At 50.8% G+C, this 18,675-nt stretch carries 15 protein-coding genes; 8 read left to right on the plus strand and 7 right to left on the minus strand.

The features are described 5' to 3' along the window. Window positions 1–9: 9 nt before the first annotated feature. Window positions 10–1,047 (minus strand): sensor histidine kinase, encoded by a 1,038-nt coding sequence (locus tag ACTHTA_RS06635; RefSeq protein ID WP_250590349.1) that lies wholly within the window; start codon window positions 1,045–1,047, stop codon window positions 10–12. Between the two features lie 93 nt (window positions 1,048–1,140). Between ACTHTA_RS06635 and argH the strand changes: the two genes are divergently transcribed. Continuing rightward, window positions 1,141–2,520, plus strand: a complete 1,380-nt coding sequence (gene argH, locus ACTHTA_RS06640) for an argininosuccinate lyase (RefSeq protein WP_440364494.1) — start codon at window positions 1,141–1,143, stop codon at window positions 2,518–2,520. A gap of 167 nt (window positions 2,521–2,687) precedes the next feature. Then, window positions 2,688–3,206 carry a hypothetical protein gene (locus ACTHTA_RS06645; protein WP_440375741.1) on the plus strand — a complete coding sequence of 173 codons (519 nt, stop codon included), beginning with the start codon at window positions 2,688–2,690 and terminating at the stop codon, window positions 3,204–3,206. A 56-nt stretch (window positions 3,207–3,262) separates the two neighbouring features. Here the strand turns inward: ACTHTA_RS06645 and fumC are convergent, their stop codons facing one another. Beyond that, window positions 3,263–4,651 carry a class II fumarate hydratase gene (gene fumC / locus ACTHTA_RS06650; RefSeq protein WP_440364492.1) on the minus strand — a complete coding sequence of 463 codons (1,389 nt, stop codon included), beginning with the start codon at window positions 4,649–4,651 and terminating at the stop codon, window positions 3,263–3,265. A gap of 324 nt (window positions 4,652–4,975) precedes the next feature. On the opposite strand from fumC, the gene ACTHTA_RS06655 reads away from it, so the two are divergent. From ACTHTA_RS06655 to ACTHTA_RS06680, 6 genes are all read left to right on the plus strand, one after another. Continuing rightward, the gene (locus tag ACTHTA_RS06655) at window positions 4,976–6,895 is read left to right on the plus strand and encodes a TonB-dependent receptor (RefSeq protein ID WP_440364491.1); all 1,920 of its coding nucleotides are present in this window, start codon (window positions 4,976–4,978) and stop codon (window positions 6,893–6,895) included. Between the two features lie 57 nt (window positions 6,896–6,952). After that, window positions 6,953–7,930, plus strand: coding sequence for an ABC transporter substrate-binding protein (locus tag ACTHTA_RS06660; protein WP_440375740.1), 978 nt, complete (start codon window positions 6,953–6,955; stop codon window positions 7,928–7,930). Window positions 7,931–8,689: 759 nt separating this feature from the next. After that, window positions 8,690–9,487 (plus strand): ABC transporter permease, encoded by a 798-nt coding sequence (locus ACTHTA_RS06665; RefSeq protein WP_440375739.1) that lies wholly within the window; start codon window positions 8,690–8,692, stop codon window positions 9,485–9,487. Further along, entirely contained in the window at window positions 9,487–10,179 is a 693-nt protein-coding gene (locus ACTHTA_RS06670; protein WP_440375743.1) for an ATP-binding cassette domain-containing protein, read from the plus strand. Before ACTHTA_RS06665 ends, ACTHTA_RS06670 begins: the two co-directional genes overlap by 1 nt. Before the next feature lie 310 nt (window positions 10,180–10,489). Next, window positions 10,490–11,104 carry a CadD family cadmium resistance transporter gene (locus ACTHTA_RS06675; protein ID WP_036491903.1) on the plus strand — a complete coding sequence of 205 codons (615 nt, stop codon included), beginning with the start codon at window positions 10,490–10,492 and terminating at the stop codon, window positions 11,102–11,104. Between the two features lie 295 nt (window positions 11,105–11,399). Beyond that, the gene (locus tag ACTHTA_RS06680; protein ID WP_308887688.1) at window positions 11,400–12,497 is read left to right on the plus strand and encodes an NnrS family protein; all 1,098 of its coding nucleotides are present in this window, start codon (window positions 11,400–11,402) and stop codon (window positions 12,495–12,497) included. Between the two features lie 51 nt (window positions 12,498–12,548). Here ACTHTA_RS06680 and pgi read toward each other — a convergent pair whose 3' ends face one another. The 5 genes from pgi to zwf form a co-directional block, all read right to left on the minus strand. Then, window positions 12,549–14,192, minus strand: coding sequence for a glucose-6-phosphate isomerase (pgi, locus tag ACTHTA_RS06685; RefSeq protein WP_308887686.1), 1,644 nt, complete (start codon window positions 14,190–14,192; stop codon window positions 12,549–12,551). Window positions 14,193–14,335: 143 nt separating this feature from the next. After that, the gene (gene hexR, locus ACTHTA_RS06690) at window positions 14,336–15,184 is read right to left on the minus strand and encodes a DNA-binding transcriptional regulator HexR (RefSeq protein ID WP_049352085.1); all 849 of its coding nucleotides are present in this window, start codon (window positions 15,182–15,184) and stop codon (window positions 14,336–14,338) included. Window positions 15,185–15,261: 77 nt separating this feature from the next. Then, window positions 15,262–16,242: a glucokinase gene (locus ACTHTA_RS06695; protein ID WP_308887685.1), complete on the minus strand. Its 981-nt coding sequence runs from the start codon at window positions 16,240–16,242 to the stop codon at window positions 15,262–15,264. Further along, window positions 16,223–16,918, minus strand: coding sequence for a 6-phosphogluconolactonase (gene pgl / locus ACTHTA_RS06700; protein WP_440364352.1), 696 nt, complete (start codon window positions 16,916–16,918; stop codon window positions 16,223–16,225). The genes ACTHTA_RS06695 and pgl overlap by 20 nt, the downstream gene beginning before the upstream one ends. Before the next feature lie 63 nt (window positions 16,919–16,981). Continuing rightward, a complete protein-coding gene (gene zwf / locus ACTHTA_RS06705) occupies window positions 16,982–18,427 on the minus strand; it encodes a glucose-6-phosphate dehydrogenase (protein WP_308887683.1) in 1,446 nt (481 codons plus the stop codon). Between the last annotated feature and the right edge of the window lie 248 nt (window positions 18,428–18,675).

Below are 18,675 nucleotides of genomic sequence, written 5' to 3' on the forward strand. Positions count from 1 at the left end.
CCATGCGTTTTAGCCAAACAGACGGGAAACTTCGGCTGATTTTTTACGGTACGGCAATATGATTTCAACGCGGAACAGGCCGTCTGATTGGATGTTTCTGATTTTCGCGTCGGTGTCATACATCAGAGTCAGGCGCTCTTTCAGATTGCGCAGAGCCATAGAATTGCCTTTATGCGGCTTGGTATTTTCATTAGGTTCCGTTCCGCACGGATTTTCGATACTGATGAAAATAGATGATTTTTCCAATTTTGTTAATACCGTAATTATTCCTGGACGGTGGATGGATTCGACACCATGAAATACGGCATTTTCCAAAAGCGGCTGCAACAGCAGATGCGGCGTTTCCGCATCGTCGGGTGCATGGTGCTGCCACATAACCTGTACGCGCATATGTCCCATTCGGATTTGCTCGATAGCAATATATTCCTGCGCCCACTCGATTTCCTGACCTAAGGTGCTGTTTTGACTACCGTCGCGCAACTGTGCACGGAACAGGTTGGCCAGATTTTCCAGCAAAGTTTCCGCATCATACGGACGCAGACGGATTAAGCTGATGGCGGCATTCAGGCTGTTAAACAAGAAATGCGGACGGATACGCGCCGTCAACGCACTTAATCTGGCTTCGGAAATAGAAGGCGCAAGGCTGTTGCGGCGGGCTGCTTCGATGTACATGAAACTGAAACAAAAAAAGGTCAGCAAGAAGAAGTGTTGAATCAACGACCAAATATCTGTCTTCAAAATTACTAAATCGACAAACAAGAAAATCAGCAGGTTGGAGACGTAGGAAACCACAACGCTGTACTGCGAGCGAAGCAGGGACGGCGCAAATGCCTGTAAGAAATAGACCTTAAGTAAAATTAAAAGGATGACGGGGCAAGCCCATGAAAAATGTTGGAAAATCTGTTCCGGATAAGGCACCCCCGATACTGTCATCAACGGAAAGATAAACAAACTGATTAACAAAATAATGAGCAGGCGCACCAAAGTTGCGGAATTGCGCAAATCCGGCACTGCGAAATTCTGGTTTATTTGACGTATAATAGACATGATTCCAACCGTTTTCTTTCATAATGTATAGACGGGTCTGCTATATTGAAGACGTAGACCCTGTTTTTTTATTTATATTTTAAGGATGCTGATATGAGCAAGGACAAAACCTGGTCAGGCCGTTTTAACGAACCTGTTTCCGAGCTGGTCAAAAAATATACCGGCTCGATTGATTTTGACAAACGACTGGCCGAATGGGACATCCAAGGCTCGCTGGCACACGCGCAAATGCTGACACAGTCGGGCGTTTTGAGCGAAGACGACCTCTCCGCCATCCGTCAGGGTATGGCCGAGATTATAGCAGAAATCAAAGAAGGAACGATTTCCTGGTCGCTGGATTTGGAAGATGTCCACATGAACATCGAGCGCCGCCTCACCGACAAAATCGGCGATGCCGGCAAACGCCTGCACACCGGCCGCAGCCGCAACGACCAAGTCGCCACCGACATCCGCCTGTGGCTGCGCGATCAAATTACCGTTATTCAAAGCCTGATTCAAAACCTTCAGACGGCCTTGGTTGATTTGGCAGAACAAAATGCGGAAACCGTTATGCCCGGCTTTACCCACCTGCAAGTTGCCCAGCCGGTCAGCTTCGGGCATCACATGCTCGCCTACGTTGAAATGCTCGGCCGCGATTTCGAGCGCATGGCCGACTGCCGCAAACGCGTCAATCGTATGCCGCTCGGCGCTGCCGCACTGGCCGGTACCACCTACCCGATTCAACGCGAAATTACCGCCGAGCTGCTGGGATTTGAGCAAATCTGCCAAAACTCACTCGATGCCGTATCTGACCGCGATTTTGCCATTGAGTTCACGGCTGCCGCTTCTCTGATTATGGTTCATCTGAGCCGTCTTTCCGAAGAATTGATTTTGTGGATGAGTCCGCGTTTCGGCTTTATCGATATTGCCGACCGTTTCTGCACAGGTTCATCCATCATGCCGCAGAAGAAAAATCCCGACGTTCCCGAACTCGTGCGCGGTAAGTCAGGCAGAGTCATCGGACACCTTATCGGCTTGATTACCCTGATGAAATCTCAGCCTTTGGCGTACAACAAAGACAATCAGGAAGACAAAGAGCCATTGTTTGACACTGCCGACACGCTTATCGACACCCTGCGCATTTACGCCGACATGATGCGCGGCGTGACCGTCAAACCCGACAATATGCGCGCCGCCGTGATGCAGGGTTTTGCAACGGCTACCGACTTGGCGGATTACTTGGTGAAAAAAGGCATGCCTTTCCGCGACAGCCACGAAGTTGTTGCCCAAGCCGTGCGCCATGCCGATGAAGCTGGCGTTGATTTGAGCGAATTGCCGCTTGAAGTCTTGCAAGGTTTCAGCGGTTTGATTACCGACGACGTGTACAGCGTGCTGACACCCGAAGGCAGCTTAAACGCGCGCAACCACTTGGGCGGCACCGCGCCTGAACAAGTCCGTTTCCAAGTCAAACGCTGGCGTGAATTGTTGGCTTAAACCCATCTAAACACATAATAAAAGGCCGTCTGAAAATTTTCAGACGGCCTTTTGATTACCTGTGTTACACTCAACCGCACAATAAAAACAGATAAACCTAAACTTACCTTCAAACGAGAAAACACGCCTCCTGACTTTGCCGCCATCTTCATACTAAAGGAGCAAGGATGAAAAACATTGTCTTAAAATTGATCATGATCTGCCTATGCTGCGGATGCTATGCCGTATTCGTCGCCTGGGAAAATGGCGGATTCAGCCAGCTCCATGATTTTCAAGCAATAGAGAGCAACGGCATGAGCGTATACCTTCATCAAACCTCCTCCGCAGCCATGCAGGCTGAAAAAAACGAGCTGTCGATTTTGCAAAACAACCAAAACAGCTTAGCCTCTTGCGTCGGCATTGAATCTTTATGCGAACACGCCAAGCCAGGCATCTGGGTTGAGCATGCCAAATTCTTACAACACAAAGACACGGGCAAATTATTGGTACTTTCGTTGGACTATTTGGAAAACAATGACACCGCAAAAACCCTACACAACCGCTATACTGCATCGCTCCTACCCCAAGCAGACAGAACGGAGACGTGGCATTACGCCTGGCGTACATTTCTGAACTCAATAATGTTTTTAATGGTCGCCAATCTGCTGCCAATGATTTTTGCCCTATTCGAGGAAAAAACAGCCTGAGCATAAAAACATGCCGTCTGAAAACATTTTCGGACGGCATGTTTCATTATTAAAGCTTAACGCGGATGAACCATATCGGCCGGAACGACCAGTTCGTCAAACTCTTCGCCTGTCAGCAAGCCCAACTCAACGGCGGTTTCGCGCAACGATTTGTCGTTTTTATAGGCGGTTTTGGCGACTTTGGCGGCGTTTTCATAGCCAATTTTACGGTTTAATGCAGTAACCAGCATCAGGGAATGGTGCAGGAAATAGTCAATTTTTTCCGGTACGGGTTCGATACCGACGGCGCAGTGTTCATTGAAGCTGTTGCACGCGTCGCCCAAGAGGCGGATGGATTGCAAGAGGTTGTAGGCGATAACGGGCATATAGACGTTCAGCTCGAAATTGCCCGACGCGCCTGCCATGCCGATGGTGACGTCGTTGCCGAACACTTGGCAGCACACCATGGTCATCGCTTCGCATTGGGTCGGGTTGACTTTGCCCGGCATGATGGACGAACCCGGCTCGTTTTCGGGGATTTTAATTTCGCCCAAACCGCAGCGCGGCCCGCTTGCCAGCCAGCGGATGTCGTTGGCGATTTTGTTCAGGCTTGCCGCCAGCGTTTTCAATGCACCCGAAGCGGCAACGGCGGCATCGCGTCCGCCCAAGGCTTCAAATTTGTTCGGCGCGCTGACAAACGGCAGGCCGGACAATTCGGCGAGTTTTGCGGCGGCTTTTTCGGCGTATTCGGGATGGCTGTTCAAGCCCGTGCCTACCGCCGTGCCGCCCAAAGCGAGTTCATACAAGTCTTTAAGTGCATCGTTCAGACGGCCTAAACCGTGATCGAGCTGGGAAACGTAGCCGGAAAACTCTTGTCCCAAAGTCAACGGCGTCGCATCTTGCAAGTGAGTGCGGCCGATTTTGACGATGGGGGCGAATTCTTTGGCTTTTTTGTCCAATGTATCGCGCAAGGCTTTTACCGCCGGAATAAGGTGGCGGTTGATTTCAATCGCGGCGGCGACGTGGATGGCGGTTGGGAACGCGTCATTGGTCGATTGCGCGTGGTTCACATGGTCGTTGGGATGGACGGGCTGATACGCCGCCAAGCCTGTACCGGCGATTTCGTTGGCGCGGTTCGCCAGCACTTCGTTCATGTTCATATTGGACTGCGTGCCGGAGCCGGTCTGCCAAACCACTAAAGGAAACTGCCCGTCGAGCTTGCCGTTCAACACGTCGTCCGCCGCCTGCGTAATCAAATCCGCCTGCTCAGGCTTAATCCTGCCGAGGGAAACATTAGTGGCAGCTGCGGCTTTTTTCACCAGCGCCAAAGCATAAATCAACGGCTGCGGCAGGGTTTCGCCGCCGATTTTGAAATTGTTGCGGCTGCGCTGGGTCTGCGCGCCCCAATAGGCTTCGGACGGGACTTCGACATTGCCCATGGTGTCGTGTTCGGTACGGGTACTCATGCGTTTCTCCTATATTTAAATAGAAATAATAATGATTCGTAAAATTTATTATAACCAGCAATAGGCCGTCTGAAAAGAGAGAGTTTTTTCAGACGGCCTATGCTACTCTATAAACGGAAAACACAACCGCAAGATGAAACGCAAATACAAACCTCGCTAACACTCCCCTCTTCTAAAAGTTTTTAGCCCGTATCGGTTTGTGTTCAAGGCTAAAGCTTTCCTTGTCGACAATAAAGTTTTGTCGGCTTCAGACACTTTATCGTTTCTTTACTTTGCTTCTCTCTAAGAGCATAATAAATAAAAATGATTATCGGAATATAAATCATGAAACAAAACCATTTGATTTGCTTGTTAATGAGCAGTTTTGCCGCCGCAAACGGCTTTGCCGAAACCTTGGCAGACCCTGACGAAATCCAGCCTGTCAAAACTTTCTCGCCCCCCAAGCCCGTTGCGCCGACCGCAGCTCAGAGCTATTTCCCCGAAAACCAATTCGACCGCACCGACCGCAGCAATCATTACTTTGTTACCGAAAACATAGACCAAGCCTTCCGCCCGTTGAAAGCAAACAGCGGCTTTTACAGCAAAAGCTTTTACAACTCCGTTACCGCGCAAGCACGCGGGGCGAAGGTATACGGCGTAGCCAACCTCAATCACACCAAGGCAAACGGCTACAAAGACGGCGGCGGGCGCGATACCGATTGGAAATACAACCGTTTTAATCAAGCTTTGGTACTCGGTTTCGTGCCGTCTGAAAATCAGGAATACCGCCTCACTTATCTGCACGACGACATCAACAACGACCGCCAGCCGCAGTTCGTCAACGACGCATTGGACACCGAACGCCACATCGTCAAACTCAACGCGCGTTGGGGCAATGCCGATTTGAGCAATACGGTCAGCGCGGAAGCAGGCGTCATCAAACTCGAACGCCGCGCCGACAATTACTCCCTGCGCCAAAACAACACACCGCAGCAAGTGTTCGTAGAACTTGACCGCAAAGTGTATGATTTCTCGCTCAAACACGACGCGGATTTCGGCAAGTTCCACAACACGGCCGCCGTCAGCTACCGCAACGACAGCCAAAACGGCGAACGCAATACCCACACCGCCATGCGCGACTTCCTCAACGGCTACCGTTTCGCCGATGTGCACATCGACCGCTGGCGCATTGCCGATACCCTGTCTTACCAGTTTGACGACCAACACAAACTGGGCTTGGGTTTGAGCTACGAACTCAACGAAGCGGACGTTCGCAAAAATACGGCGCAACCCGCCCATCCGATGAACCGCAATCTCGCCTTCGCCTCGGCGCAACAAATCTGGAAAACCCATTACGGCTACGACTTCAACGGCAAAGTGCGCCGCCATGCTTTGTCGGGCGAACTCAAATACGATTTCACGCCGTCTGAAACGCAAAAATACAGCGTTTCCCTCGCGCATTTGGAACGCATCGGCGACAACACCGAACGCTTCAACTCGCTTGCCGCCATCGTGCAAAACCGCATGAACGGCGCGCTGATGAATCAAAACCCAGCCGCCGCCATCGCAGGCAATCCCCTGCTGAAAACCGAAAAACACAACCGCATCAAGCTCACCGCCGACAGCCGCAACGACTACTACAACGGCTACATGAACTCGTTGGCAGGCGCAGGCTGGAACGTAGGCGGCACACTTGTGGCGGACAAAGTCAAAGACCTGATTATTTTTGACCGCGCACGCGGACAAAGCGGTATTTCATCCAACGGCGGCGGCATCATCACACGCAACGTGGACGCGCGATTGTTTACCGCTCAGGCCTACGCGCGTTACAACTTCAATCCGCATTGGGCGGCAGGCATCAAAGCCGCCTACAACTACGGGCACAACGAAACCGACGGCAGGCCGCTCTATCAAATCCGTCCGTTTGAAGCCGCCGTCCAAGCAGACTACAAAAACTACTTTGCCCACGGCAGCTACAACATCGGCGCGGCGGCACGCTTTGTCGCCAAACAAACGCGCGGCGATTTTGACGCGGCAAGCGGTCTGGCCATAGACAAACGCGAAGCCGCCAAAGGCTTTACCGTTGCCGACGTGTACGCTGGCGTAAACATCAAAGACAAATACGGCTTGCGCCTGGGCGTGAACAACGTGTTCAACAAAAAATACGCCGAACACATCAGCGGCGACCACGTCCTCGCCCTGTCGCCAAGCGTGGTGTATGCACCGGGCAGGACGTATTGGCTGAGTTTGCACGCGGCGTTTTGAGTATCAGGCCGTCTGAAAAATGCCTACACTGACTTATTAAGGATTAGGAGATAAAAAATGGAACTGAAAAGACGTGATTTCTTAAAAATGACCGCCGCGCTGGCTGCGGCAGGCGTTTCGCCTTCGCTGTTGGCGGCCGGTAAAGAGCAATTTACCGTGTACGGCGCGCCGGCAATGCCCAGCGTAACCATTGCCGTAGCGGCGTTGCAAGGCAAGCTGGCAAAGCAGGCGGATGTATCGCTAAAAATTTGGCGCTCACCCGACCAACTGCGCGCAGGCGTAGCGAGCGGACAATTTAAAGTGATGATGAGTCCGAGCAATGTCGGCGTAAACCTGCGCAACCAAGGGCAGAAAGTCGGCATGGTGAATATTTTGACCAACGGCATCACGCAGCTGATGTGCAAAGGCAGCGCGATTGCCTCGCCGCAGGATTTGGTCGGCAAAAAAATCCTCGTGCCGTTTAAAAACGACATGCCCGACATCGTGCTGCAAGCCTTGTTGAAAAAACTGAAAATCGACGCGCATAAAGTCGGCATCACTTACACCGCCACGCCGCCCGAAGCAATCGGACTGTTTTTAAGCAAAGACTACCACGCCGCCATCCTGCCCGAGCCGATGGCGACCGCCAGCATGCTCAAAGGCAAAACCATGGGCGTAAACGTCGTGCGCGGCTTTGATTTGGTGAAGGCATGGGGGCAGGCGTTTGACACCAAACCGCTGATTCCGATGGCGGGCATCATCGCCAACGAAGAATATTTCCACGCGCACAAGGCGCAGTTCGACATCTTCCATCAGGATTTGAAAAACGCGCTCAACTGGATACTTGCCAACCGCCAAAGCGCGGCGAAAATCGGCAAAAACTACCTCCCCGCCCCCGAACCCGCCCTAGTCATGAGCTTGGATGGCGCACGGCTGACGGTAACCAAAGGCAGCGAAGTGAAGAACGAGATTTTGAAGTTTTACGAAATTCTGATGCAGTTCAACCCGAAACTCTTGGGCGGCAAGCTGCCGGATAACGGGTTCTTCTTGGCTTAAAAGAGGAGGGAGGCCGTCTGAAAATAGTGGAGTAGCCATGAAATCTGACTTGTCATTTTCAGACGGCCTATCAGGACATTATCGGCAGTCGAATTCTTGAATCCGACATTTCGGCTAAACGGGGCTGTCGGATACGAGTATCCGATCTACTCTTTTCAGACGGTCTGTCAGATAATAGTTCGAACAGTACACAAAGAGCCGTCATTCCCGCGCAGGCGGGAATCCAGTCTCTGATATTGCAGGATTGTTTTAAAATTGCAGCAACGTAGGTCGGATTCTTGAATCCGACATTTCGGTTAAACGAGGCTGTCGGATACGAGTATCCGATCTACTATTTTCAGACGGCCTATCAGATAACAGTCGGAACAATACACAAAAAGCCGTCATTCCCGCGTAGGCGGGAATCAAGTCCTTGATATTGCAGGAATATTTTAAAATTGCAGCAGCGTAGGTCGGATTCTTGAATCCGACATTTCGGCTAAACGGGGCTGTCGGATACAAGTATCCGACCTACTTTTTTCAGACGACCTATCAGATAACAGCCAGAACAGTACACAAAAAGCCGTCATTCCCGCGTAGGTGGGAATCCAGTCTCTGATATTGCAGGAATGTTTTAAAATTGCAGTAGCGTAGCAGCGTAGGTCGGATTCTTGAATCCGACATTTCAGCTAAACGAAGCTGTCGGATACGAGTATCCGACCTACTTTTTTCAGACGGCCTATCCTTACCAAAACATAACGACAAACCAACACCCAAACCATGATTAAAACCGACAAAATCCGCAAACCGCAGCCTGCGGTGTTTTACATCATCGACTACCTTTGGAGCGGCTTTGCCGGTCTGAGTGTTGCGATGGTGGTGGTGGCGTTGTGGGCGTGGGGAAGTGCCGTGTTCGGCGAGTTTATGCTGCCTGAGCCGGTTGAGGTGTTTCAAAAGTCTTTGGATTTATTGAAACATTTTCAGGAAAACGAAATCGGGATTTCGCTGTGGCGTTCTGTGGTGGGGATTTCGGTTGCGCTGGCGGCAGGATTGGCGGCGGGGCTGGTGGCGGGCAGTTTTAAGACGGCGATGGCGTTGCTCAAGCCTGTGATTACGGTTTTGTTGGCGATGCCGCCGATTATTTGGGTGGTGATGGCTCTGTTTTGGTTCGGTTTCGGCAATCCGAGCGTGTTGTTTACCATCATTGTGTTGGTTGCGCCGCTGACGTTTGCGAGTGCGGCGGTCGGGATGGCGAGCGTGAACAAGCAGCATGAGGAGTTGTTTGACGCTTATAAATTAGGCCGTCTGAAAAAAATCCGTTATCTGTATGTCCCGCATCTGACGGGCTATGTGATTTCCAGCATCGGCGTGGCGGTGGCGATGGGGGTGAAGGTGGTGATTATGGCGGAACTCTTGGGCGCGAGCGAAGGCGTCGGCGCGCGGATTGCGGACGCGAGGGCGATGCTGGAGACTTCGACGGTGATGGCTTATGTGGTGTTGGTCATCGTGTTTGTGTCGCTGTTTGAATACCTGATTACCAAGCCTTTGGAAATTTTGTTTATGCCGTGGAGGAGATGATGCTCTGTCTTGAAAACGTGCGTTTTGAAATTCTCCGCGACCCCATCGTGCGCGATTTCAGTTTGAACCTGCAACATGGCGAAGTGAAAGCCTTGTTCGGGCCGAGCGGCTGTGGCAAGACGACGGTTTTGCGGTTGATTGCGGGCTTGGAAACGCCGAAATCGGGCACGATACGCAATACTTTCCGCAAAACGGGTTTTCTGTTTCAGGAAAACCGCCTGCCGGGAAACTTGACCGCGATGCAGAATATCGCTATTTTTATGGACAAACCCGATGAAGGCGAAATCATCGCGCTGGCGGCGAAAGTCGGGCTGACTGCGGGCGATTTGAACAAATATCCGACCGAATTGTCCGGCGGCATGGCGAAACGGGTAGCATTTTTGCGCCTGCTGCTGTGCGGCTGCGACCTTGCCTTGCTGGACGAGCCGTTCGTCGGTTTGGACCGCGATTTGCGCGATATTTTGGTCGCCATGCTGGTGGAAAAAATCGAGCAGCAGGGCATGGCGTGTATGCTGGTAACGCACGACCGCTTCGAAGCCGCGCGCCTGAGCCATGAAATCATGCTGCTTTCCACTAAGGGCATGAACGTACAAAACGTGATGACCCTGCCCACGCCGCTGTCCGAACGCGATTCGGCTTTTGAAGAGGCAGTTGTGGCAAGGGAGTTTCAGGGGATTCATTATTATGAGTGATGAGGGGATTTGAGTATCTGACGAACCTTGCGGTTCGTTGCCCTCTCCCTAACCCTCTCCCACGGGGAGAGGGGATTAGGTTGCTGAAAATCAGAGCGTGCAGGATTGGGAATCAGATGTCAGGTAAACCTGAAAATGTTAGGGTTTGGTAACCCGATTCCCTCTTCCCGTGGGAGAGGGCTAGGGAGAGGGTAAGCAAGCCGCAGGCTTGCCTCTTTAGCGAAAGATACGAATCTGTTATCCGAACGCGATTCGGTTTTTGAAAAAGCCGTGGTACCAAGGGGGCAGGGAATTCATTATGAGGTGCTTTATGTTTTCGACTGTGATTACTGCTGCTGTTTTATATATTGCTACAGCAGTAGATTTGTTGGTAATACTATTAATATTTTTTGCTAGAGCAAATACTAGAAAAGAATATCGAGATATTTATATCGGACAATATTTAGGTTCTGTAATTTTAATATTAGTTAGTTTATTTCTAGCTTTTGTTTTGCATTATGTTCCGGAAAAATGGGTGTTGGGTTTATTAGGTTTAATACCGATTTACTTAGGTATTAAAGTTGCTATTTACGACGATTGTGAGGGCGAAAAAAGAGCTAAAAAAGAATTGGATGAAAAAGGGTTGTCAAAATTAGTCGGTATTGTTGCTTTGGTTACAGTTGCTAGTTGTGGTGCAGATAATATTGGACTTTTTGTTCCTTACTTTGTGACTTTAGATCTTGTCGACTTATTAGTTACTCTTCTTGTATTTTTAATATTGATTTTTGTTTTAGTATATACAGCACAAAGATTGGCTAATATTTCAGGTGTTGGTGAAATTGTAGAGAAGTTTAGTCGTTGGATAATGGCTGTTATTTATATTGGTTTAGGATTATTTATTATTATTGAAAATAATACAATTCAAACAATAATATCAATAATATGAATGATACGGGGATTTGAGTGTCTGACGAACCTTGCGGTTCGTTGCCCTCTCCCTAACCCTCTCCCACGGGGCGAGGGAATCAGGTTTCTGAAAATCAGAGGGCGCAGGATTGGGAATCAGCTGGCAGGCAAACCTGAAAATGTTCGGACTCGACAGCTTAATCCCCTCTCTCCGCGGGAGAGGGCTAGGGAGGGGGCAAGCAAGCCGCAGGCTTGCCTCTTTGGCAAAAGATACGGCCCTGTCCGCCCAATAAATCCATATCCGAAAGCATCTTCATGCAGAATCAAGCCAAGCCATGAATAAATTTTTTACCCACCCCATGCGGCCGTTTTTTGTCGGCGCGGCGGTGCTTGCCATACTCGGCGCGTTGGTGTTTTTCATCAGCCCCGGCGCCATCGTCCTGCACCGTCAAATCTTCTTAGAACTTATGCTGCCTGCGGCATACGGCGGTTTTCTGACTGCCGCCATGCTCGAATGGACGGGCTATAAAGGTCGTCTGAAACCTGTCGCCACTGTCTTGGCGGCGTTGTTGCTCGCCGCATCCGTCCTGTTGCCGTTTTCTCCGCAAACCGCTTCGTTTTTCGTCGCCGCCTATTGGCTGGTGTTGTTGCTTTTCTGCGCCTGGCTGATTTGGCTCGACCGCAACACCGACAATTTCGCCCTGCTGATGCTGCTTGCCGCGTTTACCGTTTTTCAGACGGCCTATGCCGTCAGCGGCGATTTGAACCTGTTGCGCGCGCAAGTACATCTGAACATGGCGGCGGTCATGTTCGTATCCGTGCGTGTCAGCGTCCTTTTGGGCGCGGAAGCCCTTAAAGGATGCCGTCTGAAAGACCCCGTATTCATCCCCAACGTCGTCTATAAAAATATCGCTATCACCTTCCTGCTCCTGCACGCCGCCGCCGAACTTTGGCTGCCCGCGCAGACCGCCGGTTTTACCGCATTCGCCGTCGGTTTCATCCTGCTCGCCAAGCTGCGCGAACTGCACCATCACGAACTCCTGCGCAAACACTACGTCCGCACCTATTACCTGCTCCAACTCTTTGCCGCCGCAGGTTATTTGTGGACAGGCGCGGCGAAACTGCAAAACCTGCCCGCCTCCGCACCCCTGCACCTGATTACCCTCGGCGGTATGATGGGCGGCGTGATGATGGTGTGGCTGACCGCCGGACTGTGGCACAGTGGCTTTACCAAACTCGACTACCCCAAACTCTGCCGCGTCGCCGTCCCCATCCTCTTCGCCGCAGCCGTCTCGCGCGCTGTTTTAATGAACGTGAATCCGATATTATTCATCACCGTCCCCGCGATTCTGACCGCCGCCGTGTTCGTGCTTTATCTGTTGACGTTCGTACCGATCTTTCGGGCGAATGCGTTTACGGATGATCCGGAATAAAACAAAAGGCCGTCTGAACATTTCAGACGGCCTTAGCTTTAAATAAATGCTTTATTTATTGGCATTCAAATAAAGATTAATCAGACGTGTAGTTGAGCTGTCGTGTTTTTGCACTTCGGTCTCGCCGGTCAATTCGGCAAGAATGGTTTTGGCCAGTTGTTTGCCGAGCTCTACGCCCCATTGGTCAAAGCTGTTGATGCCCCAAATAATGCCTTGAACAAAAGTTTTGTGTTCGTACATGGCAATCAGGCTGCCCATATTGCGCGGGTTGATTTTGTCCATGAGGATGAGGTTGGTCGGACGGTTGCCGGAGAAGGTTTTGTGCGGAACCAGCTCTTCGATACGTGCTTCGTCCATGCCTTGTGCTTGAAGCTTGGCGCGTACTTCGTCAGGCGTTTTGCCGCGCATAAAAGCTTCAGCTTGGGCAAAAACGTTGGCCAGCAGGATTTCGTGGTGGCCGCGCAGGTTGCTGCGTTTTTCAAGGGAGGCAATCAGGTCAATCGGCGTGATGTGCGTACCTTGGTGCAGCAGTTGGAAAAACGCGTGCTGGCCGTTGATACCGGTTTCACCCCAAATAATCGGCGAAGTTTCGTAACCGACAGCTTTGCCGTCAAGGGTCACTTGTTTGCCGTTGCTCTCCATATCGAGCTGCTGGATGAATTTGGGTAGGCGGTGGAGATGTTGGTCGTAAGGCGCGATGACGTGGCTGCCGCCGCCGTAGTAGTTGATGTACCAGATGCCGACGAGGGCGAGGATGACTGGGAGGTTGCGCTCAAGCGGGGTGTTGATGAAGTGTTGATCCATCAGGTGCGCGCCGTTGAGCATTTCAATGAAGTTTTCTTCGCCGAGGTACAGCATAATCGGCAGGCCGATGGCAGACCACAGGCTGTAACGGCCGCCGACCCAATCCCAAAATTCAAACATATTAACGGTATCGATACCGAATTCGGCAACGGCTTTTTGGTTGGTCGATACGGCAACGAAGTGTTTGGCGACGGCGCTTTCATCGCCTGCATGATCTAAGAACCATTTACGCGCGGTCAGGGCGTTGGTCAGGGTTTCTTGGGTGGTGAAGGTTTTGGAAGCAATGATGAAGAGGGTGGTTTCAGGGTGGACTTTAGACAATACGTCGCGCAGTTGGGAGCCATCCACGTTGGAGACGAAGTGCATATTCAGGCGCGGATGACCGAAAGGCTTGAGCGCGGTACACATCATCAGAGGGCCGAGGTCGGAGCCGCCGATACCGATGTTGACGACATCAGTAATGACTTGATTGGTGTAGCCCAACCAGCTGCCGCTGCGGACTTCGTGTGCGAACTCGCCCATGCGTTGCAGGACATGGTTGACCTTAGGCATGACATCCTCGCCATCCACGACGATCGGGGCATTGGTGCGGTTGCGCAGGGCAACGTGGAGTACGGCGCGGTTTTCTGTCGTATTGATTTTTTCGCCGCGGAACATTTGCTGCATCCGTTCCGGCACGCCTGCTTCACGCGCCAACTCGAACAAAAGCGACATGGTTTCGTCGTTGATACGGTTTTTAGAATAATCCAAAGTCAGGCCGCCAACTTGCAGCCAGTAGCGCTCGGCACGTTCGGGATCTTGCTCGAACATTTCACGCATATGTTGTTCTTTGGTTTCGTCAAAATGTATCCATAATTTTGACCAAGCTGGTAAATCGTAAAGCTGTTTCATCGGATGCTCTCCTGGATAATGGACAGTTTTGTTGAGAAAACGGCCGTGAGGTCGTCTGAAACGGGAACGGGGTGGTTTCCGTTTTTTGAGGTTTCAGACGGCCTTGATGTGGGTTAAGGCCGTCTGAAGATATCAGTGAAGAATCAATCTTTATCGTATTCGATGTGTTTGTTATGTATGCTTTTTTTACTTTTTTGCAGTTGCGTGCTGGCAGTATCGCCCAAGCGCAAGGCCAAGCCGATGGCAAGAATGTCGATCACGGCCAACTGCAGAAGACGGGACACCATAGGCGTATAAAGCTCTGCATTTTCCTGAGTGGCAATGCTCAATACGCAGTCGGCCATTTGTGCCAACGGCGAATCATTGCGGGTCAGCGCGATAACGGCTGCGCCGTTTTCTTTAGCGATACTGGCCGCGTCCAATAATTCGATAGATGAGCCGGTATTGGAAATCGCCACCAACACATCCTGCTCGGTCAATACGGAAGCCGCCATCAGCTGGGTATGCGTATCGACATAGGCAACAGTAGACATACCGAAGCGGAAGAATTTGTGTTGCGCGTCTTGGGCAACGATGCCGGAATTGCCGACACCATAAAACTCAACGCGTCGTGCGTGCATCAGAATGGCAATCGCGTTTTCCAGCTCGGATTCTTTCAGGAAGCGGCGCTCGCCCAAAAGGGAGGCTGCGGCATTGCCCAAGACTTTTTCAACCACGCTGCTCATGTTGTCATCGGCGTTCAATTCTTCATGAACGTAAGGCATGCCTTCATGACCGATGCTGGCAGACAAAGCGAGTTTGAACTCAGGCAAGCCTTTGTAACCCAAACTGCGGCAGAAACGGATTACTGTCGGCTGACTGACGGATGCACGCTCGGCGATTTCCGCCACAGCGGCATGAACAAACCATTTCGGCTCGGCCAGCGCAGATTCGGCAACTTTGCGTTCTGCGCCGGAGAGATTGGACAATGATTCGCTGATTTTGCTTAACATATACTCTACCCTTTGATTCTTTGACGTTCAGGACAAGGCACATTTTCGTACCCTGCCCTGCACCGCCGTTTGTGTGTTTAAACGTTATTTAAATGATTGTCTAATGCCACCGTCGCGCCGACGATGCCCGGAAATTCGCTCAATACGACATACACGGGGATGGCGGCAAGATAAGCTTCAAAGCGGCCTTTGTTTTCAAAGCGGCTGCGGAATGGAGACGTTTTAAAGTAATCCAACACGCGCGGGATAATCCCGCCGCACAAATACACGCCGCCGCGCGCGCCCAAGGTCAAAGCCAAATTGGAAGCGACCGTACCCAACATGGCGCAGAAAATATCCAAAGTCTGACGGCAAATCGGCGATGTTCCGCTCAATGTCTTATCGGTAATTTCAGAGGGCTTCAGACGGCATTGTTTGATGTTGTCGCGTTTGGCCAATGCTTCATAAATTAGGCTTAAGCCTGAGCCGCTCAAGAAACGCTCGGCAGAAACATGACCGTATTTGTTTTTAGCGTATTGCCAAATCAACACTTCCATATCGTCAAACGGCGGGAAGCTGGTATGGCCGCCCTCGCCTGCCAACGCTACCCAGCCGGCAGCGCTGTGCACCAAACCGCTGACACCCAAACCGGTACCCGGGCCGATAACGGCTTTAGGCGCAAATTCGATTGGTTTTTGACCGCCGATTTGTATCAAGTCTTTCTTATCGGTTTGTGTTACCGCCAAAGCTTGGGCGGTAAAGTCGTTCAACAGAATCAACGTTTCAAAACCCAAAGCCTGACGGGTGGTTTCGATGGAAAATGCCCAGTGGTGGTTGGTCATCTGCACCCAGTCGCCCAAAATCGGATTGGCAATCGCAAAGGCGGCGTGCAAAACTTTCGGACTGCCTGCGCGTTCCAAATAAGTTTTGACGGCATCGACGATGGTGACGTAATCCTTGCAAGGCAAGACTTCAGCCTTTTCAATGACCTGTGGTGCAGTTTCAAGTGCAAAACGGGCATTCGTACCGCCGATATCGGCGATCAAACGAGGATAAGCCTCAGTGTGCATAGTAGACATGGCAGTTAATTCCTTGGTGATTGAGAATCAGACTGGTCGGATATTCGGTGTCAGCCCTTGCAGCAGCCTTATCGAATACCGCTTTTTTCTCTGCGCCTTGAATGGCCAAAAATACATTCGGCGTTTTGGCAATCGCACCCAAAGTCATGCTCACACGTTCATGCGGCGCGGTAACCGGCGTTGTATGAATCAATGTCGGGTCATTGGCTTCATTGATTGCGGCCTGTAATTGAGGCGCTTGAGGGAACAACGACGCTGTATGCCCGTCTCCGCCCATGCCCAACACCAGTACGTCAGGTTGCTTATAATGTTTCAATGCGTAAGCAACGACAACTTCAGGTTGTAATTCAATTTCAGACTTTCCGTCTTCAACAACAGGAATCCATGTGGCAACGGCCGCGTTATTTTTGAGCAGATATTCGCGTACCAAGCCTGTATTGCTGTCGGCATGCGTGGTCGGGACGATACGCTCGTCCACCAAAGTAATACCGACATTTTGCCAATTTAAATCTTTTTGTGACAAAGCCTCAAAAAACGCAATCGGCGAACGACCGCCGGAAACAGCCAAAACCGCATGGCCTTTCTCATTCAACGCGGCTTGTAATGCGGCGGCAACGGCATCGGCGAGAGCTTGCGCGGCAGTTGCAGCGTTTTCTTGTTCGTGCCAAACAAACATGTTTCGTCCTTTCATGGTTTCAGACGGCCTTTTGTTGGAAAACAAGGCCGTCTGAAAGAAATATTATTGCTCTTCGTGCCACTTGTTGCCGTCACGGGCCAACAGCGCGCGCGCAGCTTCAGGACCCCAAGAATGGGCTTCGTAAGCATGTGGAGGCGTTGTATTGTTCGCCCAGTTTTCCAGGATAGGCATCACATATTCCCAAGCGGCTTCGAGTTCGTCACGACGGTTGAACAAAGCAAGTTTGCCGTTAATCACATCCAGCAGCAGACGCTCATAAGCCTCGGCGCGGCGGCCCTCTACGGCTGTACCCAAGTCCACGCCAATCGGCGTAACTTCGACTTTGTTGCCTGCCCCCGGAGTTTTCACTTGTGTGTAAAGGCGGACGGATTCGGTCGGTTGTAGTTCAATAACCAAACGATTCGGCGCAGGTTGGCTGTTGTCAAAAATATGGTTTTGCAGCGGACGGAAGTTCAACACGATTTCCGCCACTTTGCCTGCCATGCGTTTGCCGGTACGCAGGTAGAAAGGTACGCCCTTCCAACGCTCGTTTTCGATTTCGGCTTTGATGGCGACATAGGTTTCAGTGAAGCTGTCTTGCGGAATGTTGACTTCTTCCAGATAGCCGTTCATGCCGTTTGCTGCAACATATTGGCCGCGAATAACATTTTCGTTGACGGATTCAATGGTCAGCGGTTTCAGCGATTTGATGACTTTCACTTTCTCGTCGCGTACGGCGTCGGCATCCAAGCTTGCAGGTGCTTCCATCGCAGTCATACAAAGCATTTGCATCAAGTGGTTTTGCACCATATCGCGCAATGCGCCGGTAATGTCGTAGAACTCGCCGCGTTCTTCTACGCCTAACTGCTCGGCGATGGTCAGCTGTACGCTTTCAATATATTTGTTGTTCCACAAAGGCTCGAACATCACATTGGCAAAACGCAAGGCCAACAGGTTTTGTAGGCTTTCTTTACCCAGATAATGGTCGATACGGTAGATTTGCTCTTCTTTGAAATAACGGGCCACATCTGTATTGATTTGCTGGGAGGAGGCCAAGTCCGTACCCAACGGTTTTTCCAAAACCACGCGCACGTTATCGGCATTCAAACCGATTTCGGCAAGGTTTTCACAGGCTTGCGCAAAGAATTTCGGCGCAGTTGAGAGATAGATCGCGACATTTTCAGTATTCTTGCGTGCTTTTACCAAGTCGCCCAAGGCAATGAAATCGCCTTTCTCTGTGACATCGACTTTTAAATACTCGATACGTTGGATAAACGACGCCCACGCTTCATCTGAGAAGTTTTGTTTGACATGGATTTTAGAATTCGTTTCCACTTTAGACAAAAAGCCGGCGGTATCCAATTCGCTGCGGCTTACACCCAAAATACGACCTTCGGGATGAAGCAAACCGGCTACATGCGCCTGATACAGGCAAGGCAAAAGTTTACGCATTGCCAAATCGCCGGTCGCGCCAAACAACACCAAATCAAAATTTGTCTGTGTACTCATCGTTTCATCTCTCGTTGAGGAAGCTTGCTTCAAAACTTTTGGACTGTCGTCATCCATAAAAATCAATTAAAATCAAAAGCCTTTAAGCAATAAGCAGTAAAAAACCAATCGCCCGCACCAAAATTTCAAACAAGCGGGCTAGTGAGTAGTAATACTACACATGGCTACAGATTTTGTCCATTCTCATTTTTACAAATTGTTTGATTTAACATAAAAGTTTGATGACTTTTGCAGCCTGCCATTTTACA

This window comes from Neisseria sp. P0013.S005, assembly GCF_051958425.1.
GTDB classification, from domain to species: Bacteria; Pseudomonadota; Gammaproteobacteria; order Burkholderiales; family Neisseriaceae; genus Neisseria; species Neisseria subflava.